Annotated in this window: 15 protein-coding genes; 7 read left to right on the top strand and 8 right to left on the bottom strand. The window is 35.2% G+C overall.

From position 1 onward, the window contains the following. Positions 1–53: 53 nt before the first annotated feature. Complete coding sequence (locus ZPR_RS13690; RefSeq protein WP_013072302.1) at positions 54–563, bottom strand: hypothetical protein; 510 nt, start codon at positions 561–563, stop codon at positions 54–56. Between the two features lie 295 nt (positions 564–858). Continuing rightward, positions 859–1,566, bottom strand: a complete 708-nt coding sequence (locus ZPR_RS13685; RefSeq protein ID WP_013072301.1) for a putative quinol monooxygenase — start codon at positions 1,564–1,566, stop codon at positions 859–861. A gap of 446 nt (positions 1,567–2,012) precedes the next feature. Between ZPR_RS13685 and ZPR_RS13675 the strand changes: the two genes are divergently transcribed. Continuing rightward, entirely contained in the window at positions 2,013–2,867 is an 855-nt protein-coding gene (locus tag ZPR_RS13675; protein WP_041578940.1) for a CHRD domain-containing protein, read from the top strand. A 90-nt stretch (positions 2,868–2,957) separates the two neighbouring features. Here the strand turns inward: ZPR_RS13675 and ZPR_RS13670 are convergent, their stop codons facing one another. Continuing rightward, positions 2,958–3,170 (bottom strand): hypothetical protein, encoded by a 213-nt coding sequence (locus ZPR_RS13670; protein ID WP_013072298.1) that lies wholly within the window; start codon positions 3,168–3,170, stop codon positions 2,958–2,960. A gap of 497 nt (positions 3,171–3,667) precedes the next feature. Here ZPR_RS13670 and trhA point away from each other — a divergent pair, with 497 nt between their 5' ends. Further along, positions 3,668–4,324 carry a PAQR family membrane homeostasis protein TrhA gene (gene trhA / locus ZPR_RS13660; protein WP_013072297.1) on the top strand — a complete coding sequence of 219 codons (657 nt, stop codon included), beginning with the start codon at positions 3,668–3,670 and terminating at the stop codon, positions 4,322–4,324. Positions 4,325–4,479: 155 nt separating this feature from the next. On the opposite strand, the gene ZPR_RS13655 is transcribed toward trhA, so the two are convergent. From ZPR_RS13655 to sbcD, 3 genes are all read right to left on the bottom strand, one after another. Next, the gene (locus ZPR_RS13655) at positions 4,480–5,760 is read right to left on the bottom strand and encodes a carboxypeptidase-like regulatory domain-containing protein (RefSeq protein WP_041578938.1); all 1,281 of its coding nucleotides are present in this window, start codon (positions 5,758–5,760) and stop codon (positions 4,480–4,482) included. A 123-nt stretch (positions 5,761–5,883) separates the two neighbouring features. Beyond that, complete coding sequence (locus ZPR_RS13650) at positions 5,884–8,904, bottom strand: SbcC/MukB-like Walker B domain-containing protein (protein ID WP_013072295.1); 3,021 nt, start codon at positions 8,902–8,904, stop codon at positions 5,884–5,886. Beyond that, positions 8,901–10,130 (bottom strand): exonuclease SbcCD subunit D C-terminal domain-containing protein, encoded by a 1,230-nt coding sequence (sbcD, locus tag ZPR_RS13645; protein WP_041578937.1) that lies wholly within the window; start codon positions 10,128–10,130, stop codon positions 8,901–8,903. The genes ZPR_RS13650 and sbcD overlap by 4 nt, the downstream gene beginning before the upstream one ends. A gap of 327 nt (positions 10,131–10,457) precedes the next feature. Here sbcD and serA point away from each other — a divergent pair, with 327 nt between their 5' ends. Next, complete coding sequence (gene serA / locus ZPR_RS13640) at positions 10,458–12,350, top strand: phosphoglycerate dehydrogenase (protein ID WP_013072293.1); 1,893 nt, start codon at positions 10,458–10,460, stop codon at positions 12,348–12,350. Between the two features lie 119 nt (positions 12,351–12,469). Continuing rightward, the gene (locus ZPR_RS13635; RefSeq protein WP_013072292.1) at positions 12,470–14,428 is read left to right on the top strand and encodes a glycoside hydrolase family 97 protein; all 1,959 of its coding nucleotides are present in this window, start codon (positions 12,470–12,472) and stop codon (positions 14,426–14,428) included. Between the two features lie 44 nt (positions 14,429–14,472). Here the strand turns inward: ZPR_RS13635 and ZPR_RS13630 are convergent, their stop codons facing one another. Then, positions 14,473–15,417: an oxidoreductase gene (locus tag ZPR_RS13630; RefSeq protein ID WP_013072291.1), complete on the bottom strand. Its 945-nt coding sequence runs from the start codon at positions 15,415–15,417 to the stop codon at positions 14,473–14,475. 466 nt (positions 15,418–15,883) lie between these two features. Between ZPR_RS13630 and ZPR_RS13625 the strand changes: the two genes are divergently transcribed. Continuing rightward, entirely contained in the window at positions 15,884–16,885 is a 1,002-nt protein-coding gene (locus tag ZPR_RS13625) for a L,D-transpeptidase (RefSeq protein WP_013072290.1), read from the top strand. Between the two features lie 68 nt (positions 16,886–16,953). Next, on the top strand, positions 16,954–17,700 hold the full coding sequence (locus ZPR_RS13620; protein ID WP_013072289.1) for a hypothetical protein: 747 nt from the start codon (positions 16,954–16,956) through the stop codon (positions 17,698–17,700). Between the two features lie 206 nt (positions 17,701–17,906). Here the strand turns inward: ZPR_RS13620 and ZPR_RS13615 are convergent, their stop codons facing one another. After that, positions 17,907–18,698, bottom strand: coding sequence for a Cof-type HAD-IIB family hydrolase (locus ZPR_RS13615; protein ID WP_041578936.1), 792 nt, complete (start codon positions 18,696–18,698; stop codon positions 17,907–17,909). A 208-nt stretch (positions 18,699–18,906) separates the two neighbouring features. On the opposite strand from ZPR_RS13615, the gene ZPR_RS13610 reads away from it, so the two are divergent. Further along, complete coding sequence (locus ZPR_RS13610; protein ID WP_013072286.1) at positions 18,907–21,369, top strand: TonB-dependent receptor; 2,463 nt, start codon at positions 18,907–18,909, stop codon at positions 21,367–21,369. Positions 21,370–21,449 lie beyond the last annotated feature (80 nt).

The following is a 21,449-nucleotide window of genomic DNA, read 5'->3' as shown; positions in this document are numbered from 1 at the left end:
CAAAGATAAGACCTCCGTACTAATGGCATAAAACCAGATGCATTTAATAGGGCTTAAGCCGCAAATTTATTATTAAACTTTTTGGCTTCCTGAAGCAGGTAGATACTATAAATTAAACTCCCAATGATAACAAGTTTAAAAATAATGCCACGCATTGCCAGATCTGGATCATATAGAAAATTGGCGGCATATAATCCTAGAATAGCGCATAGCGGAAAAATAGTAAAGAACATAGGACTTCTTTTTAGTAATAATGCGCACATGATAAAGCCTAAAGCAAGAATCACATTTATGGAAATCGCAAAAATATCGATTTCCATATCTGGAGAAATAAAAGGAACAGTGATAAACAAAAAATTATAAGCAGCAATAAGAAATAAGATTTTCCGACTACGGGTTATAGCATTTTCGGCATCATGCACGATACTTTTTTTATTGATAAATAGTCCAATATGTTTAGATTTTTCCTGCTCGCTGCCTGTAAAAGGGAACATGCAATTTTTACAATTTGAAAGATTTGCTTCCTGAGGCTTTTTACAGGCAGGACATTGTATAGATGACATAGTTTGATAATTGATTGTCTTTTATGATCTAAATTAAAGAAGAAAATGCCGACAGCTCTTGTTTATCGCCCTACTCGATAAACGTCCCCGTCAGCATTCCTATTGCAAATTTAGTAGTGTGGCTTGATAATTCTATACGGTTTTCCGTAAAAATTACAGTCGTAAGTGTTAATTTTTATCTTTCAATTTTTAGTTTTTTATGAGTTTTTCTATAAAAGTAATGCCTAGGCATAACCAAAGCTCTAGAAGATCCATAGTATTAAAAGCGTAATTTTGTTATTAGTTACTAAGAATATTATTCTGAAATATTTTTTAAAACCTCCCTTTTTAATTTAGCCTCTTTGGTAAGTAAGCCTTCTACGTCTTGATTGAGTTTTTTACTATACTCACTTTGTAAATAGTTTTGATAAACTTCAGGATTTCTCCATCGTTCAATTACGATAAATTTATTGGGATCTTCAGCATTCTGATAAATATTGTATCCTAAATTTTCTTCCGTCTCTCGTGCTTTTGGGATGGCTTTGCTCATGGCTTCAATAAATGCGGTTGTGGCAGTAGGTTGTACTGTAAACCAGGTTATAATATTTTTCGTGTTTTCCTCAGGAATAACGATTTCAGTATCCGCAGCAGGAATTTCAGGAATTTCCTTAAGTATGGTTTCTTCTGATAAATGCATGGTTGCTGCAGGCGAAATGGCATCTGTAGACCTGGCATATACGCTTTTTTTATGCTCTTCCCAGGCCGCTTTATTTTTAAAACGTTCGAGAAGGTATACCGTATAATCACCATCTTTACCAAATAATGTAAAAGAGATATTGCCATCTTCTTTTCTGGATTGTTCAATATTAATACGCATTAAAGCTAAATAACTATCGTAAGCAGCTTCCCTTACAGGTAATTTTACCAGTTTCTGAAAACTTTCCTGTTCCTGTGCGTTTATAAAATGATGAGAACCAATAAGTAACCCTATACATACTAAAGTTTTGATAAGTGGTTTTTTCATATTCCAGGTATTAAAAATCTTTTCTTCTAAGATAACATTAAAAAGAAAAAAGCTTTTAAAGCTATGTTAATAAAGGAAAAACACCATGTAAAGAGGTACAATTTTCAATTTTTGAAAAAGAAAAGTTTAAAAGATGAAACTAAAGAGTATTCCAATTTTTTGAAAATAGAACTCAATGTTCGCGATTCTGTAGGAATAAAATTTAAACTATTGGTTTTAAATTTTTTAGGCCTCAAAATTCATTTTATCGGTAAAAATATGAATTTCATCGCCTATTTATAATAAAACTTAAACTTAAGTTAAAGTTTTAAAATTAAGATTTGAACCTCAGTTTGTTAGGTTTTATTCTCGTTTTTAACAATAAAATTACGCAACTCATTTGCCCGTTATCCATCTATACTACGAAACCAAAAACCAATTTGTTAATCTAAAAATTGAAAATTAAAATGAAGAAATTTGGTGTTTTATTGTTTGCCTTTTTAGGCCTTGTATCATGTAGCGACGATGATGATGCAAATGTAGATCCGCCTTTTGAGGGGCAATCAAAATCTTATGATCTAACAGAAGTAGGAGAATCTGGGGTATCTGGAACTGCAACTTTTGATGAAAACGAAGATGGATCTGTTACCATCACTTTAGATCTTGATGGAACTAGCGAAGGAGTTATGCATCCTGCGCATATTCATTTTAACTCGGCCGCAGAGGGTGGAGAAATCGCTTTAAGTTTAGAGCCAGTAGATGGCGATACCGGTATAAGCGAAACTACTGTTGAAATGTTAGATGATAAAGAGACTGAAATTAGTTTTGAAGATTTAATGGATTTTGACGGATACATTAACGTGCATGCTAGCGCAGATGATTTAGAAACACTTGTTGCACAAACCGATATCGGTGGAAATGCATTAACCGGTGAGTCAGTATCTTATGATCTTGCTGAAGTTGATGTAGAAGGTGTAAGTGGTACTGCTACTTTTTACGAAAGAGAAAATGGAGAAACGCTGGTAGAATTAGACTTAGAAGGTACTACTGAAGGTAATTCTCATCCAGCACATATTCACATGGGATCTGTTGAGGATGCCCCTGGGGATATTGCCATTACCTTAACATCTGTGGATGGAGCAAGTGGAATGAGCTTCACCAACGTGGCTATGACAGACGGTACTGATGATGAAGAAGGAACAGCCGTTTCTTACGAAGATTTAATTGCGTACGATGGTTACATTAATGTTCATGCCAGCGCCGATAATCTTGCGACTCTTGCAGCACAAGGCAATATTGGAGCAAATGCTACTGAAGAATAGTAGACTTTAAAATTTTAGAGTGATAAGAAGCCCGGCGAAAGTCGGGCTTTTTTCTTTTTTGCTTGCTACTTTAGGGCTGCCTTAAAGCTTTTATTTTCGTAAACTATTCAATAAATCGGCAATCACAAAACCTATAGCATTATGTCTTTCTTCAGCTTTGTCCATAAATTGTATTTTACTCCAGCCTCTTACATCACAAACGAAAAGTCCGTTTGCATCTTTTATACTCTGCCCTTTTTTATCGTAGGATACTGGGAAACTTAAAGTTTCCAATAAAGTTTTGGTTTGTTCTGGTAAGCTCATTTGTTTTTTTGACAAAATTACCTGCCCAGTACGATTAAATGTTATTTAAGTTTTAAATGAGACGGCTAATGATTAATTGAAGATTAAACTTTTTGATGATCCGTTCTCTCTCAGTAATCGAAATTAAATTTACGTTCCCGTTTCTATAACTATAGTTATCTGTATGCCTTTAAACAACCAAATAATTTTTAATACCTATCTTGTAGTTTTTCCTAAGTAATTTAATAATAAAATCCCTTTGAGAAAATAAGAAACCAGGTTGAAGTCGAACGGTATAATCGAAGAGTATTTTTATCGTCTTATATAAAAGATTATAAAGTGAGCGCTTAAATAGATGGATAAGCAATTAAATTTCATGCTATATTTACAAGCTTTTTTTGGAGAGTTTATTTATATAATTACCTATTTTTGGAAAGGAAAATCGAACAGTTATCCAGATCAATATATAAATTTACAGCTTAATTTTAAGCGAGGCAATGTGCCTATTATCCAATATAATGAGAGATCGCGATAGGATAAAATATTATACCAAATCTGAAGAACGTCTTAATGTGATCTCACATGCAATAGGCTTATTCTTAAGTGTAATTGGCTTAATACTACTAATTGTCAAAGCGGGTCAGTTAAGCCTTATGGCGCTAAAAGTAAGTTACTGGATTTTTGGTAGCAGTATTATCCTTCTTTATGCAGCCTCTACACTTTATCATAGCGTAAGGGAGCGTAAATTGCGGTACCGATTAAATATTCTGGATCATGCCTCAATTTATATTCTTATCGCTGGTACGTATACTCCGTTTTCTCTGGTTACCTTACAGGGAAGCGTAGGCTGGATAATATTCGGTGTTGTTTGGGCTTTAGCGATTATAGGTGTGATTTTAAAATTGTTTTTTACCGGCAGGTTTGAAACCTTAAGTACTATCATGTACGTGGCAATGGGATGGATTATTGTTTTTGCAGTAAAACCATTGATTGATAATTTATCTCAAGACGGCTTAATATGGCTTTTTACCGGCGGAATTTCTTATACCATAGGAGCGGTTATTTTTAGTATTGACAGGCTAAAATACAACCATGCCATTTTTCATGTATTTGTATTATTTGGTACTTTTTGCCATTTTCTGGCCATCTATTATTATGTAATCCCCAATGAATAAAATAGCAAACCATCTTGCACTAACTCCAAGAAGCATTTAATTTAAAAAAAATACCGGCATAGAACTTTAAAAGAACAAAGCCCTATCCCGGTGTTTCAACCCAAACACTTAAACCCTCGTTAGTCTTTTGGTCATTTCCCAAAAGAGCTATATTTTTAATCTGCTATTTTTTTCTGAATTTTTTCAATAGCGTTTTGAATACTTTTGTCTGGTTCAATAATATTATTGCTTCCCCAAAAGTCGACATCAGCAAAGCCATCAATATCGTCTACCATAACGATAGCAGGTTTTATAAATTCTTCATGATGAGGTACAATAATATTGGCAACTTCCCATTCAGTAATTGCCATTTCGCTATGTATTTTGTAACGGGAATTAAAGATCTTATGCTTCCAGTTTACCACAAACTCGAGGTCTGCTTTTCCGTAGCCATAAAACCATTTTCCATTGTTTTCTCGATAGTCTACTTGATATTGTACATTATCGGGATATACTTTTACCCCATTAGGTTTTTTACTGGTAAACATTCTACTGGCCACCTGGCGGTTATCTGTATTTAAACTATAAACAGCTTTAACCAACGTGTAACTTTTGCTGTCGATAAATAATTTGCCATAATACCAGGGTTTCTCACGTTCTATTTCTTGAAAATCGACTACATACAATGATCGCTCGCCAATTTTTGTAGGCTCAGCATATTTAAAGCTATACAGGTTTAATTTATCCATATCAAATAAAAATTGAGGATATTTCATCACATCGATATACAGGGTATTAAAAGGTCCGCCCCTTAATTTTAAGGCAACTGTATCAAGACGCTTATAATCGGTGCTCTTTCTGGCTTTTAAAATTGCAATATCGTCGTCTTTATTAGAAAGATAGGGTTGCTTGTGAAGCTCGGTCACCGCTTCAGATAAAGAAATGTTACGGTTTCCTTTTTTTATGGTTTCCCGATAAAAAGCAGTCATTAAAGCTTCATCGCTCACATAATTTTCATCACGATTATGCATCATTTTTCTTACCAGATCTGTTGCGTCACCTTTGGTATAAATATTTACTTCGGCTAGTTCCTGTACGCTTTCCTGCATCGTAATAATTACATTTTCCCTTTTAAAATAATCCAGCTGAAGTTCTTTGGTTTGATAACCAAGTGCTGATATACTTATCAACGCATCTTCCATATCTGCCGGTAGTTTTAAAGAAAATTCACCATCTACATTCGATATGGTAGAAATCGTTGTTCCTTTTACATTTATATGTGCCGATTGGATTGGCTTTTCGGTCACCGAGTTTATTACCCGGCCTTTAAAAGACTGGTAAGGATCTCCAATATTTTCTGCTGGAAGGCTTTTCGCCGTAACCGGACTCACCATTAGGAAAGTCAGTAACCAAACAGAAAAACAAAAACTTAGTAGAGTAGTTGTTCTTGCTTTCATTGCTGTAAGGTTTTAATTATAACTAATATAAGTTAACTAAATATATTAATAAATGCTTAATTAAGACATTTTGTAATGTTAAATTAATAATTAAAAACCTTTTTTAGTGATGAATTTTTAATTTTAGCCTTTTATGCTTATACTGCTATAGCCCTGTCCGTTTCTGCTAAGTATCACCTGTGTTGCTATTCGCTCCTTTAAAGAATCCACATGACTAATGATACCGATGGTTTTCGACGATTCTGCCTGTAATTTTTCTAAAGTGTCCAGAGTCTGATCTAAAGTTTCAGGATCCAGAGTGCCAAAGCCCTCGTCTATAAACAGGCTGTTGATTTCTACATTTTTAGATGCAAGATCAGATAAAGCCAGGGCCATCGATAAACTTAAGATAAAGGTCTCTCCGCCAGAAAGTGTTTTAACAGATCGTCGTTGCCCTCCCATGTGCTCATCGATTGCTACTAATCCGTCATCTTCTTCGTCCATCGGTTTGTCGATTACATAGCGATCACTAAGATCGGCCAGTCGTTTATTGGCTAAAGCAATGAGTTGGGTTAAGGTAAGATCCTGTGCAAATTCGTTAAATTTTCTGCCGGTCGCATCGCCAATTAATTCATTTAGTAATCGCCAACGCTTTATTTTTTGCTCTTTTTCTGCAATTCCTGCTCTAATATTATTGAGTTGATTTAGATTCTCTTTCTGGTTTTCCAACTGCCTGTAGAGTGCCTTACTGGATTCATTTATGTCGTTTAATTTCTGGCGTTTTTGGGTAAGCTGATCCTGTAATTCTGCTGAGGTTTCTTCGATATCCAGCTTTTGTTTTTCTTCTAATTGTTGTTGCAGTAAGTTGTGCGAAGTGCTTAATTGCGATAATTTTTCCTGAAGTTTTTCGCGTTCTTGCCTAAGTTGCGAATACTCTTTTTCTGGTAACAAATTTTTAAGTGCCTGCTGCAAACTTTCGTAGCCTTTTTCTTTTAAAACCACACTAAGCTGCTGTTCCAAAATCAATAATTCTGAAGTTAATTTTTGAAACCTGCTTTTTAAATTTTCCAGCTGTTCCTGCAACGACTTTTTCTGCTGAGTTAAAGTGGTAAAACTGCGATGATATAAGCGATTTTTTTCCACAATATCGTCACCATCATATAAAGCTTTAAGCTTCCCTGCAATGTCCCGACCCTGTTTTATAATTTCTTTGGTTTGTTCCAGTAACGGAATCGCATTTTTAGCAATTTGCCATTGTTTTTGCTCTTTTTCCCATTTTTCAATCAGCTCTAATTGCTCACTTAACCTGGCAATGCTACTTTCCCAAACCTCATCTGTGGCAAGATCAAAATCTTTAAATTGGGTTTTAAACGCTATTCTTTTTTCTTCGGAAGTTGCTTTCCATTGCTGCTCCTCAATCTCCAGTGTTTTTAATCGCTGCTGAAAATTTTCAAAATTCGCCTGAATTTTAGCTAATTGCGATGAATTCAACTGCAATTCTTTTTGAAGTTGTGTAATTTTTTCTTCTAAAAGATTATCTTTTTCTGGGGCATGATCTGCAAAAGGATGATGTTTGGCGCCGCAAAGCGGGCAGGGCTCATTGTCAATTAAATTATGACGTAAATCTTCTAATCTCGCCTCTAGTAACTTATTTTTTTGCTGTAACTGTAAGTTTTCGAGGTCTTTTTGCTGAAACTGAACTTTGGTGTCTAAGTCTTTGATTTGCTGCGGTAGTGCTTCACTTTGCTTTTTAATAGTTGTTTTTTCTGAAGCGATTTTTTTTAATTCTCTGTCGCTTTCATCGATTTTCGAATTCGCTTTTTGTGCCGCTCGTGTTTTTTCAGTTTGTTCTTTAAGCTGAAGCTTTAAGGCTTCTGCATCGCTATCAAAATTCGATAATTCAGCTTCATAATTTTCGATACGATTTGCAGCCGAATTACTAATTGCCTGTAGTTGCTGAATATTCTCATCTGGATTTTTACTAAAATTAATCGATAAATCGCCTGTTTTCAGCTTAAGCTCATCCATCAATTTGCTGTATTCACGACCTTTTTCCTTGCGTTCTTCTTCCAATTGCTGAATTTTACCTGTAAATTCATTCAGCTTTCCTTCAAAATCGTTTGCTGAAACCTCAGTTTTTAACAATTGGGAAACTTCAGATAATAATCCTGAAAATGCCTGCTTATTTTCACCAATCTTGGCTTCTATTTCAGTAATTTCTTTAGAGATTTCTGCTTCGTTTTCTTTGCCTTGTTTCCAATTTCGTAAATCGCCGGCGTGTTCCTGTAAATTTTCGTGTTCGGTAAGGGACTTACCGTTATTCTCGTTAAACTGATTCAGGTATTCTTCAGCCTGTGTTTTTTCAGCAGCAATCTTCGCAATATTGGACTGCTGATTTTTAATTTCTTCTTTTAATTCAACAAATTTCGATAATCGCTGAATCTCTTTTTCCAGAGGTTCGCAGGCAGCTTGCTGTGAAGCGTAGTCTTTTGAAATTTCAGCATGATCTTCGTCATTCAGCAATGATTTTTGTATGATTTCGATTTCCTGTTGTTGTTGTAAGATTTCTTTACTGGCTTCCTTATTCTTTTCATAGGCTTTTTTCCCAAGTTCGCGATAGATACCGGTACCGGTGATTTTTTCTAGAAGTTCGCCTCGTTCTGCTTTATTTACCTTTAAAAACTGCGCAAATTCACCCTGGGCCAATAAAACTGCTTTGATAAACTGGTTATAATTTAAACCGATCAGGGCTTCGTTTTTCGCCGGAACATCGGACTTTTTTAGATCGATTAATTTACCAGAGGCTAAATCTGCAATTTCCATTTCATAATCTCTAAGATTATCATTACGATTAGTGGAAATAGACCATTTAGAAGCATACACGCCACGCTTGCAATCGTAGGTTACCCTGGCAAAAGCTTCTTTTTGATTACGGGTAAGGATCGCGCCTTTGGCAATAATTTCGTTTTTCGTGATTTTCCCCAGACGTGGTACGTGATTAAAAAGCGCCAGGCAAATCACATCTAAAATCGTACTTTTTCCACTTCCGGTAGGGCCGGTAATAGCAAAAAGCGAACTGGCAGAAAAGGGTTTATCGGTAAAATCGATTTGCTGCGGTCCGCGAAGCGAATTGATATTTTCGAATTCAATTTTTAATATTTTCATGCTTGTTGGTCAAGATTTTCAGATTGGTGAATTTCTTCTAAAATTTCATTGAAAGCGCTCCAGATTTCATTTTTCGTGGTTTCCTCGTAATCGTGAGAGCTTACCAATTCAGCAAAAACATCAGTAGGTTTTAGGTCTTCCAGTTGTTGGGATTCCGCATATAATTCGGCCGTTCCTTTCAACTTATTTTTAAATTGTGCACGCTGTTTTACAATTTCATAGCCCGGTTTTTTAAATCCGTTGATCAAAACATCAAGGGCGTAAATTTTTTGTGCGTCATATTGTTCTTCAATTAGGTCAACTTCAATCAAATAATCCAGGTGATCATGATTTTCCAATGTATTTAGTTTGAATTCAATCTCGTTAAGATCACCACTAATTTTTAATAATTTCCTAAAGTTTGGTACTGTTATACTTTTAGGTTCCCACGAGATTGCCGTATCTAGAACCAGGATTCTTTTATCGTCCTTCCGTTCGCTAAAAGAAAGGGGAATAGGGGAGCCGCTATAAAAAACCGGAACTTCTGCTGAAACACGCTGCGGTTTATGGATATGTCCTAAAGCAACGTAATTGAAAAATTGACCAAACTGAGAAGCATTAAAAGCTGCCTGGTTCCCAATCTGGATATCCCTTTCGCTCTCTGAAGTTTCGATTCCGGCAGCAAATAAATGTCCCATGGCCACAGCCGGAATGCCCGGAAACTGATTTTGGCAAATTTCGGCTGCTTTTTCAAACGTATGTTGAATACCGTTTCTAATTGCTTCAATCCTATCCTCATAGGTTATGCCTTCATTGGCACTACGTAAATCGGCATCCCTTAAAAAAGGTATAGCGGCAATTACCAGTTCGACTTGTTGTTCTGCATTAAATATGGGGATAATGCTTTCTTCTAGTTTTTCAGGTAATCCGCCAATAATGCTGATATCGAGTTCGCGTAAAATTTCTTTGGGGGCATCCAACATGGCTGGCGAGTCGTGATTACCACCTGTGGCGATAATTTTACAGTCCAGTTTTTGTAATTTTATAAGAGACTGGTAATATTGTTTACGGGCATCTGATGATGGGTTCGCTAAATCGAAGACGTCCCCCGAGATCAATAACAGTTCAATATTTTCATCCTGAATAATCTTACAAAGCCAGTCTATAAACAAATCAAAATCGGCAAAAAGATCGTGTTTATGCAGTTTTTTACCAATATGCCAATCGGCGGTATGAAGAATTTTCATGCTGAAATTTTGTTTTAAAGAAGAAAAATGGATGAACAATGGCAAAGGTATTCAAATAAAAATCCTTTTTAAATTATACTAATTCGATTTAGCTGAAATTAACTCAAAATAATTTCTTCAATTAAATTATCGGATTTTGAACAAAAGAGGGAAAAACTTGCTTTTTATCTACAAAAAATCTATTGGCAGAATAAAAAATAAAGACTTTTTAAAAAGCTTTGATACCTTGTAACCTAAGCCGCTTTTTTAATAAATTAAGGCGTCATAACTGTGGTAAAAATAGTAGTTTTGATGAACTCAATTTTAAAAGAGTAACGATACTAACTAATGGAAACCAAAAGGAATTACGTAATTGATTTCGATAGTACTTTTACCCAGGTAGAAGCTTTAGATGTGTTGGGAGAGATATCCCTTGCAAATGCAAAAGATAAAGAGGCAAAATTAGCCGAACTTAAATCCCTTACCGACCGCGGTATGGAAGGTAAACTAGCTTTTAGGGATTCGCTTAGGGAACGCCTTGATATTTTGGAAGCCGAAGAAAAACATCTTGAACCTCTTATAGAAAATCTTAAAACACGTATTTCTAAATCCTTTAGACGTAACGAAGAGTTCTTTAGAGAAAACCGCGACCATATTTATATCATGTCGAATGGCTTTAAAGAATTTATAATTCCCATTGTTGCTGAATTGGGTATTAAAGCAGAACATGTTTTTGCGAATGATTTTGTATTTGATGAAAATCGTAAAATTGTAGGCTTTAATACTGAAAATGTACTTAGCAGCAATAATGGTAAAGTAAAACAATTACAATCACTGGATCTACAAGGCGATGTTTATGTGATAGGTGACGGCTATACCGATTATGAAATTAAGGCAGCCGGCCTTGCTAATAAATTTTATGCCTTTACCGAAAATGTGGAGCGGGATCAGGTTACTGAAAAAGCCGATCATATCACTCCAAGTTTCGATGAATTTTTATATCTACATAAAATGAATAAAGCGATTTCGTATCCAAAAAACCGAATTAAAGTTTTACTTCTTGAAAATGTTCATGCAGATGCTGTAAAAATCATGAAAGAAGAAGGCTATAATGTTCAAACGATAGCTGGTGCTTTGGACGAAGAAGAATTAAGCGAACAAATAAAAGATGTTCATGTTTTAGGTATTCGTTCTAAAACGCAATTAACCAAAAAAGTATTAGAAAACGCCAATCGATTAATGGCTGTGGGCGCTTTTTGTATTGGTACCAATCAAATCGATCTCGAAGCCTGTCTTGATAAAGGAGTAGCGGTATTTAATGCACCTTATAGTAATACCCGATCTGTAGTAGAGTTGGCTATTGGAGAAATTATTTTCTTGATGCGCAATTTACCAGATCGTATTGCTGAGATGCACCAGGGGATCTGGAATAAATCGGCTACGGGAAGTTTTGAGGTAAGGGGAAAGAAACTGGGAATTGTAGGTTATGGCAATATAGGAGCACAGCTTTCTGTCATGGCAGAGAGTATAGGCTTTGATGTATATTACTACGATCTTGTAGAGCGTTTAGCTTTAGGAAACGCTACAAAATGCAGTTCTTTAGATGAATTATTGCAAACTGTGGATATCGTCACCTTTCATGTAGACGGCAGAAAGGAAAACAAAAATATTATAGGAGATCGCGAACTTTCATTAATGAAAGAAGGTTCTTATTTATTGAATCTTAGCCGCGGATCTGTAATCGATATTGAAGCCTTGCATAAACATATTTCTTCTGGAAGAATAAAAGGGGCAGGGGTAGATGTATTTCCTAAAGAACCAAAAACCAATCAGGAAGAATTTGTTTCTAAATTAAAAGGTCTACCAAACGTAATTCTTACACCGCATATTGGCGGAAGTACTGAAGAAGCCCAGGAGAATATCGGAAATTTTGTACCCGGTAAGATTATAGAATATATAAATACGGGAGGAACTACAAATAGTGTAAACTTCCCTAATTTACAATTGCCTAGATTAGAAAATGCACACCGCTTAATTCATATTCATCATAATAAACCCGGTATTATTGCCCATATGAACAGAATTTTGGCGGCAAACGATATCAATGTGGTTGGTCAACATCTTAAAACCAACGAAACCATTGGTTATGTGATCACCGATATTAATAAAAAATATGATAACGATGTGATCAAAGAATTAAAAGGAATAGAAGGGACAATACGTTTTAGAGTTCTTTACTAGACTTTTCTTTTTATTATATGTGAGTAAAAAGCAGTATCAATTTGATACTGCTTTTTAATTTTAATTAATTTTTTGTGTATATTTAATCGATTTAGCAATCATTAACTTAAATCGCAAAAATGTATTTATCTAAATTTAAAGCTGGTCTAATCTGGATCTTATTGTACTCGTGTTTTATTTATCAAAGTAACGCCCAACAGCAGTATCAGTTAGACTCTCCTGATAAGGATTTAAAAATAAACATTGAAATTTCGGATAGTATTTACTATTCGGTGTATGCTCAGGGAGAGTTGTTGCTCGGCAATAACACCTTAAGTTTACAGTTGAAAAATGAAGTGCTTGGGGTAAAACCAAAAATTAAAAAGGTTAAAAATACAAGTGGAACAGAGGAACGTTCGCCCATAGTACCTTTAAAATTTTCAAATATAAAAAAGGACTTTAAAGCTATTGAAATAGAGTTTAAAGGAAACTATTCTATAGAGTTTAAAGCATATAATGAAGGTATTGCCTATAGGTTTAAATTAGGTAAAAAAGGCAGTTTAGAGGTGATTCAAGAAAATTTTGATATCGTTTTTCCTGCAGAATATACCTTACACCTGCAACAAACACCTTCTTTTAAAACTTCTTACGAATACCCTTATACGCATTTAAAAAGCTCGGATTTCACTGCTGAAGAAAGCATGTCGGTTCTTCCTGTTTTAATCGAAACGACCGGGAATCATAAAATCTTAATTTCAGAATCAGATCTTTTAAATTATCCGGCAATGTTTGTAAAAGGAACGGGAAATGGGTTGAAGTCGGTATTTCCGAAAAATCCAATTGATTTTGAAGATGAAGGAGATCGAAGTATGAAGATTTTAAAAAGAGCCGATTATGTAGCTAAAATCGATGGTAACAGAACGCTGCCGTGGCGTTATTTCGTGATTAGCGATAAAGACACAGAGATTTTAGAAAATACGATGAGTGCTAACCTGGCAACACCCAATGTTTTAAAAGATGTTGAATGGATTAAGCCGGGCCAGGTAAGTTGGGAATGGTGGAATGGAGCCTCACCCTACAATGTAGATTTTGTTGCTGGCTTTAATGAAGAGACCTACAAATATTTTATCGATTTCGCATCTGAATTTGGAATTCCTTACATTATTATGGACGAGGGCTGGGCGGCAAGCACTACAGATCCTTATACTCCAAATCCAGATATCGACCTTTTTGAACTAATAGAATATGGGAAGAAACGCAATGTAAAAATTGTTTTATGGTTAACCTGGCTTACCGTAGAACACCATTTTGATTTATTTGAAAAATTTGCAGAGTGGGGAATTGCAGGTATAAAAATTGATTTTATGGATCGTAGTGACCAGTGGATGGTACATTTTTACGAACGTGTTGCTAAAGAGGCAGCTAAACATGAACTTTTTGTAGATTTTCATGGCTCTTTTAAGCCTGCTGGATTAGAATACAAATATCCTAATATATTATCGTACGAAGGCGTTTTGGGAATGGAACAAATGGGACGAGCCACACCGGATAATAGTTTGTTTTTACCATTTATGAGAAATGCAGTTGGAGCTATGGATTATACCCCAGGAGCAATGATAAGCATGCAACCCGAATTTTATTACAGCAGAAGACCAAATTCTGCCGCAATAGGTACAAGAGCTCAACAAATGGCTTTTTTTGTGATTTTTGAGAGTGGTTTGCAAATGCTAGCCGATAATCCAACCAATTATTTTAAAAATGAAGAGTGCACCCAATTTATCACCGATGTACCGGTTACCTGGGATCAAACAATTGCTCTGGAAGCTGAAGTGGGCCAATATGCTATTGTAGCTAAAAGAAAAGGTAAACAATGGTATTTAGGTGGCATTGCTAATAGTAAAGAAGACGAGCGTACGTTTAAAATTAAGTTAGATTTTTTACCAGAAGGGGAAACCTTGCAACTTACTTCTTTTGAAGATGGGGTGAATGCCAAAAGACAGGCCATGGATTATGTAAAAAGGACAAAAACGGTTAAAAAGGATGATGTTTTAGAAATTACCATCGTTAAAAATGGTGGCTGGGCTGCAAAAATAGAATAAACAGATTACTGGATTAGGTGATCAATCAACATAAAGAGCTCGGGCTATGAGGCCTGAGCTTCTTTTTTTAATTCTCTATCTTTAAAATATTCAAAATCGACTATTTTTTCAGATTCTTTCCAAAGCTTTTTGGCTTTATATTTATCCTTAGAATTATAATCTGAATCTACAATTACGGGATGTCCTTTATATTGTTTGGTTCCTGAAGGACCAATATATTCTCCACCATTCAAGGTATCATCTAAGCAGGCACGTAAGATAGGAAGCGCACCTTTTTCAGCAGATTGAGAAAATATGGGCATTAGTAAGGGGGATAAGAATCTTAACCATCCGGGCAGGTTTCTCATTAGGTTAGTATTAGAAATCCCGGGATGTGCTGCATAAGAATGCATATCGAAACCTTTTTTTACCAGTTTTTTATCCAGATGATAAGCAAAAATAAGGCATGCCAATTTGCTTTGGGCATAAAATTGACGCTTATCGTAGGATTTTTCAGCATTTAAATTATCAAAATGAATGTCTCCCCAGCGGTGGGCAAGACTACTTAGGCTAACTACCCGTGATCTAAAAGATTTTTCTAAAACAGGAATCAATAATCCGGTAAGTAAAAAATGACCAAAATAATTCACTTCCATTTGTAATTCTAAACCATCTTCGGTTTTCTGAAAAGGTGTCATCATTACTCCGGCATTATTTACCAACATATCAAGTTTGTTATATTGGGATTTAAAACTTTTAGCAAAAGCACGTACAGAAGCAAGACTGGCAAGATCAATTTCCATAAGCGTTAATTTAGCCTCAGGTAGTGATTTTAATATTTTTTGTTTGGCAGTTTCAGCTTTTTGTAGATCACGGCAGGCCATAATCACTTCAACTCCTACGCTGGCAAGTCCTTTGGTAGTTTCGTAACCAATACCTGCATTTGCTCCGGTTACAATGGCAATTTTACCTTCCTTTTTTTTTGCTTTACTTAGAGACCAAAAGTTCATATAGTACTATTGTTTGAGATTTTGATTTGGATTTTTGGATCATGTATTCTTAATAGAACACTTTTTATTTTGATAATGGAGGTTAGTGGATTATATCCTGGTCAAATTTTTAGTTCAATTGTAGTTTGCAAATGCAAAGCTTTAAAACATTTAGCCCTGTTTTAAGCTTCATTTTGCCCTAAATGTAAAACGCAAATTCGGTTTATTTTGTTAAATAGGACATAATTCCGAATTCAGAAATTTTTCAGCTTTCAAATTAAAAATAATGTGATATAAATGGTTTTAAATTAGCATTATCGTTACATTAAATGAACTGTCAAGTTTAAAACATCCATTACTTTTCATTTTTTCATATTAATAAGAATTCAACAAATAATTAACTCGGTATTAGCAGATTCCAGAGGTGTTATCTGCTAATTTTGTTGATTGCTACATTGATCCCTAAGCATAGGATTAATTTATTACCATGAAGAAAATCTATAAAAGTAATTTAGCTTTAAATATGAGCTCATTTTTTAATACCCTTAAATCCTTATTTCCAACAGATTTATTTTTCAATAATAGCCTAAGAAGCTGTAGTATAGGCTGCTCACTTTTTGTTATTTACTGTTTAAGTTCCTGTAATAAAAATGAAGAGAGTACCAGGCCGGTAGAAGTTCCTGTTAAAGTTTTAGACACCATTACTGTAGATCCGCCATTAGAAAGACTGGCTGTTGTATATCATGTGGATTCTATAAAAAACAGAACGGCTTTAGACAGTTTTAATTCACGGTACAGCGAGGAACAGCGTAAAATTATCTACGCTCTAAATAGGATAGACCAACGTAAGGTTTGGACGGGTAAAGAATTGGTGGTTCCAGATACAATAAGTACAGATCTAATGGACTATAGTCCTTTTCCTAAACAATTGGGTATGGTAGATACTATTCCTAAACTGGTTTTAATTTCGCAACGTATCCAGGCTTTTGGTTTATATGAAGCCGGTAAACTTATAAAATGGGGACCGGTAAGTAGTGGTAAGAAATCGACTCCTACACCAAATGGATTGCATTACGGAAATTATAAAGCTAAGCGAAAGGTGAGTTCTGTAAATAAAGACTGGATACTGCCTTACTATTTCAATTTTATGAATTTTGAAGGGGTAGGTACACATCAATATTCGCTGCCGGGTTATCCGGCAAGTCATGCCTGTGTTAGATTGTATATGGACGATGCTCAATTTATCTATGATTGGGCGAGTATGTGGAAACTGAATGGAACTAGCATAAAAAAGAATGGAACCCCATTTATAGTATATGGCGAGTATGATTATAATAAAAAGAAACCCTGGCTGCAATTGGCAGATAGCCTGGAAAGTAATGATTTTAAAGAAGATGAATTGGAGATGTTAAGAACCCATATTCAATCGTATAAAGATGATGCTAAAAATTTTGTCGTTGAAGAAGAACCGGAAAAGCCATTGACATAAATTAATATAAAATATAAATAGCTGTTGAATTTTCTTATCTTTTATTATATTTCGGTAAAAGAAATTTTATGAAACTTTCCGGCTTTTTCACTTTAATTATTGTACTTATCAGTTTTCATAGTATGGCTCAAACCAATGTGATGATAAGAGCTAAAGCTAAAGATGCCAAGTTTATAGGTACCTCTGTAGGTGGTGCAAAAATTTTGGTTAGGGATGCTTTAACGAAAGAACTACTTGCAGAAGGAGTTACTTCTGGAAGTACGGGAAATACGGAAAAAATCATGAAGGAGCCTAAAGCACGTTATCAGGATCTTTCAGAGAATAATACTGCAGGCTACTTAGCCAAATTAGATATAAAATCACCTACTTTTATAGAAGTAGAAGCCTATGCTCCTATACATAAAAGGCAGGCCATTGTCAAATCAACAACCCAGCTCTGGGTCATCCCGGGTAAAGATATTATGGGAGACGGAGTGGTCCTTGAAATTCCAGGTTTTATCATCGATATTTTGAGTCCGCAAACCCATGAGCGTATACCTGGTGGTGTTTCTACAGAAATTAAAGCAAATATTGTGATGATGTGTGGATGTCCCGTTGAAGAAGGTGGCTTATGGAATGCTAGTAATTTCCAAATTAAAGCCGTAGTAGAAGCCGAAGGTTTTTTTAAAGAAGTAGCGCTTCAACAAACTGAAAAATCCAGTACGTTTTCGGGGAATATCGATTTAAGTAAAGGTAATTATACCATTACCGTCTATGCTTTTGATCCCAAAACAGGAAATAGCGGTGTAGACAAAACCAATATTATTATCAATTAAGGGCTGTCCAAAAAAGTCAATTTTTTTCAACCTGAACCAGCCAGCAGCCTATTTTAAGGTGGCATAAACATTGTTTAATCAGTATGGTGAAATTCTGAAATGAACCTGTAGGCAGACAGGTAGTTTTAAATGACACTTTTGAATACGTTTAGACAGCCTCGTTGTCGTTTAACTTATCCTATTTTTGTTAGTCTTTTTAGCAACACTTAATCTACCAATCCTAATTCACGGATCGTTCTTACCACGCCGTTTTCATTATTATCGTATTTCGTTACAAAATTACTGACTTTAATGATTTCAGGATGGGCATTTTTCATCGCATAGCTGTATTTGGCATTCTGCATCATTTCAAGATCATTTAAATAGTCGCCAAAAACCATGGTTTCTTCAGGCGAAATATTTAATTCTTCCTGTACGCCTTTAATTGCATTTCCTTTATTGGCGGTATTAGACATAATATCGATAAAAATTCTTGAAGCGATCGCTACTTTAAAATCATCCTGAAATTTCTCAAATTTAGGGAATGTATTTTCTTCGACTCCTTCAAAATTACAAAGGGTAACCTTTAAAACTTTATCTTTAACACTGGTAAGGTCATCTACAAGTTCCAGGCGCTTGTAATATTTACCCACTTCATTGATAAATTCTTCATCATCATTTTCAGCATAAGCCGAATTGATACCGCATAAAACCAAATTACAATTCTCGGCTTCTCGTCCAAGTTTTATAAACTCGTTAGCCTGTTCGCGATCCATTGTGTTGGTATATAATTCTTTATCCTTATGTACCACATAGCTACCGTTTTCGGCAAAAAACATCATATGGCCTTTAAGTTGCTCAAAATTAGAAACCAGGTTATAATACTGCCTTCCACTGGCTACAGAAAACATAATTCCTTTATCACGTAACTTTTTTTCTACTTCCCAGAATTCTGGATGAATATTATGCTGGTCGTCCAGCAAAGTACCATCCATATCTGTGATTATTAATTTGATCATAGCATTTTTTTAAAAGCTTAAATATAGCGGTTTCTATGGAAAACTGAGCGTATAGAAGATTAATTTAGTGTTTCCTTAAGAAGCAGTCTATGTAGGAAGCTATGTTATTTTTATTTAAAATAAATCTGAATTAGCTTTTTAAAATGATTGTAGGTTTTTACATTTGCGAAATTATTTAAAAATAGTCTAAATAAATAGATCGAAAAAAATGTCACAAAAACAATTACTCCTATTTTTATCATTATTTCTTTCTTCGCTGGGATTTGCCCAAAATTCAGGAACGCTTAAAGGGCAGGTGATAAATAGTGCTAATCAACCTATTTTTAATGTGAATGTTGCTTTACAAGGTACTTCAAAAGGAACGGAAACCAATCGAAATGGATTTTATGAATTGCGAAATGTACGCCCCGGTACCTATACGATAAAATTTTCTTACGTTGGCTATAAGGCTACTGAAGTAAATGTTTCGGTTGAAGGTGGAGTAATTACCGATATTGCTCCTGTAGTTTTAATAGGCAGTGAAGAGCAATTAGGAGAAGTGCTGCTTAATGCTGAAAATAAGACTAATGAGTTTACCAAAAGTTCCAGTGTTTATGTCTCTAAATTACCGCTATCCAGAATGGAAAACTCCCAGGTATATAATTCAATTACGGCAGACTTATTACAAAGTCAGGTAGTTACCAATTTTGATGATGCTTTAAAAAATGCAGCTGGTATTACCAAATTATGGGAATCTACCGGTAGGGGTTCTGATGGGGCAGGTTATTACTCTTTAAGAGGATTTGCCGTTCAGCCCAATTTAACAAATGGTTTACCTGCTTTAACTAACGGTAGTCCTGATCCACAAAATATTGAGACCATCGAAGTTATTAAAGGACCTTCCGGAACTTTATATGGAAGTTCAGTGGTTTCTTATGGAGGATTAATTAACGTAGTAACAAAACGCCCATATAACGATTTTGGTGGGAATATTTCATACACTTCAGGAAGTTATGGTTTAAATAGACTAACGGCAGATGTGAATTTACCTTTAAAACAAGGGCTAAATTTAAGGGTGAACTCGGCATACCATACCCAGGAAAGTTTTCAGGATGCAGGTTTTAGAAAATCATTTTTCTTCGCACCTTCTTTATCTTACCAGGTAGATGATCGTCTTTCTTTCTTAGTGAATACTGAAATCTATCAGGTAGAAACAACCAATCAAACCATGTTATTTTTGGACAGAGGTAGTAAACTGGTTGTAAATAATCTTGATGAATTAGGTTACGATAATAATCGCTCTTATACTTCAGATGATTTAGGGATCGAAAATCCAATGTACAGTATTCAGGCGCAGATGAACTATAAGTTATCTGAGAGCTGGACATCTCAAACAGCAGTTTCTCAAAGTTCAGCAAAAGCAAGAGGCTATTATTCATATTTATATGAAGGAACGTCAAGTTTTATGGGAGAAGATGCTTTATTCGGAACGACTTTGGATAGTGGAGTAGTTTTTGCCAGACAAATGAATCACCAAAACTCAACCACGCTAACGACCGATATTCAGCAAAATTTCATTGGTGATTTCAACATCGGTAAAACCAGAAACCGTATAGTGGCCGGTTTAGATTACTATAATCGCGAGGTTCGAAATAATGGTACCGGATATCTAAGAAACGGGTTAATTTATATTGGTAGTGCCAAAGCAGAAAATGTAAATGCAAGTGTATACGGTATTACAGATCCTAATGCTTACATCACAGATTACGATAGCGGTATTTTATCGAAGTCGGGCGTAGATGCACTTTTTGAAAGTTCAGACATCAATCCCTCCAATTCCAGACAAGAGATTTATAGTGCTTATGTATCTGATATTTTTAATCCTATCGAGGCATTATCGATTATGGCAAGTTTACGTGTAGATCGTTTTGAGAGCAAAAACAATAGCCAAACGGCATGGTCTCCTAAATTTGGTGTGGTATACCAACCTGTTTTGGATAAGCTGTCTTTATTTGCTAATTACCAGGATGGTTTTAGCAATGTAGCCCCACAAACCGGAATGGATCTGAATGGCAATAATAAAAATTATGAATTCGATCCTGAACATGCAAGACAGCTTGAAGGTGGTATAAAATTAAATCTTCTTAATAATAAGATAGCCACAACATTGTCTTACTATGATATTCAGGTAACCAACACGGTGATGACCATAGCTCCTCAAGTATATACCCAGGGAGGTGAATTGTATAGCCGTGGATTTGAGGCCAGTATAACTGCCGCGCCCCTAAAAGGTTTAAATATAAATGCGAATTACAGTTATAACGAAAGTGAACTTACCAAAGGAACTGAGGGAGATGATTTCTTAGGCCGCCGTCCAGAAAGTGCGGGACCACAAAATCTAGCAAATCTTTGGGCCACTTATCAATTTTCTAACAACGCATTGGATGGTTTTGGAGTTGGTTTTGGAGGAAATTATGGAAGTGAAAATATGATTTTTAATAGAAATACTGCAGGTATTTTTACACTGGATGATTATACGGTATTAAACGCCTCTTTATTTTACCAAACTGAAAAATTCGGAATTACGTTAAAACTGAATAACCTTAATGATGAAGAATATTATAATGGTTGGTCGACCATTAACCCACAAATTGGGAGAAATTTGTCGGCTAATTTTACTTATAAATTCTAAATTAATAAGGAATTACTCCAGTCCAATCTCAACTATTAGAATGGGATAGGGGTACATCAAAATAGTAAAAGAATTTCCGA

Source organism: Zunongwangia profunda SM-A87, assembly GCF_000023465.1.
GTDB lineage: Bacteria > Bacteroidota > Bacteroidia > Flavobacteriales > Flavobacteriaceae > Zunongwangia > Zunongwangia profunda.
The sequence above is the reverse complement of the archived record's forward strand: the minus strand, read 5'-3'. Positions and strand labels throughout refer to the sequence as shown.

What these genes read in the sequence shown, in the direction of transcription:
- ZPR_RS13690 (WP_013072302.1), bottom strand. Translation starts at nt 563, where the DNA reads ATGTCATCTATACAATGTCCTGCCTGTAAAAAGCCTCAGGAAGCAAAT.
- ZPR_RS13685 (WP_013072301.1), bottom strand. Translation starts at nt 1,566, where the DNA reads ATGAAAAAACCACTTATCAAAACTTTAGTATGTATAGGGTTACTTATT.
- ZPR_RS13675 (WP_041578940.1), top strand. Translation starts at nt 2,013, where the DNA reads ATGAAGAAATTTGGTGTTTTATTGTTTGCCTTTTTAGGCCTTGTATCA.
- ZPR_RS13670 (WP_013072298.1), bottom strand. Translation starts at nt 3,170, where the DNA reads ATGAGCTTACCAGAACAAACCAAAACTTTATTGGAAACTTTAAGTTTC.
- trhA (WP_013072297.1), top strand. Translation starts at nt 3,668, where the DNA reads ATGAGAGATCGCGATAGGATAAAATATTATACCAAATCTGAAGAACGT.
- ZPR_RS13655 (WP_041578938.1), bottom strand. Translation starts at nt 5,760, where the DNA reads ATGAAAGCAAGAACAACTACTCTACTAAGTTTTTGTTTTTCTGTTTGG.
- ZPR_RS13650 (WP_013072295.1), bottom strand. Translation starts at nt 8,904, where the DNA reads ATGAAAATATTAAAAATTGAATTCGAAAATATCAATTCGCTTCGCGGA.
- sbcD (WP_041578937.1), bottom strand. Translation starts at nt 10,130, where the DNA reads ATGAAAATTCTTCATACCGCCGATTGGCATATTGGTAAAAAACTGCAT.
- serA (WP_013072293.1), top strand. Translation starts at nt 10,458, where the DNA reads ATGGAAACCAAAAGGAATTACGTAATTGATTTCGATAGTACTTTTACC.
- ZPR_RS13635 (WP_013072292.1), top strand. Translation starts at nt 12,470, where the DNA reads ATGTATTTATCTAAATTTAAAGCTGGTCTAATCTGGATCTTATTGTAC.
- ZPR_RS13630 (WP_013072291.1), bottom strand. Translation starts at nt 15,417, where the DNA reads ATGAACTTTTGGTCTCTAAGTAAAGCAAAAAAAAAGGAAGGTAAAATT.
- ZPR_RS13625 (WP_013072290.1), top strand. Translation starts at nt 15,884, where the DNA reads ATGAAGAAAATCTATAAAAGTAATTTAGCTTTAAATATGAGCTCATTT.
- ZPR_RS13620 (WP_013072289.1), top strand. Translation starts at nt 16,954, where the DNA reads ATGAAACTTTCCGGCTTTTTCACTTTAATTATTGTACTTATCAGTTTT.
- ZPR_RS13615 (WP_041578936.1), bottom strand. Translation starts at nt 18,698, where the DNA reads ATGATCAAATTAATAATCACAGATATGGATGGTACTTTGCTGGACGAC.
- ZPR_RS13610 (WP_013072286.1), top strand. Translation starts at nt 18,907, where the DNA reads ATGTCACAAAAACAATTACTCCTATTTTTATCATTATTTCTTTCTTCG.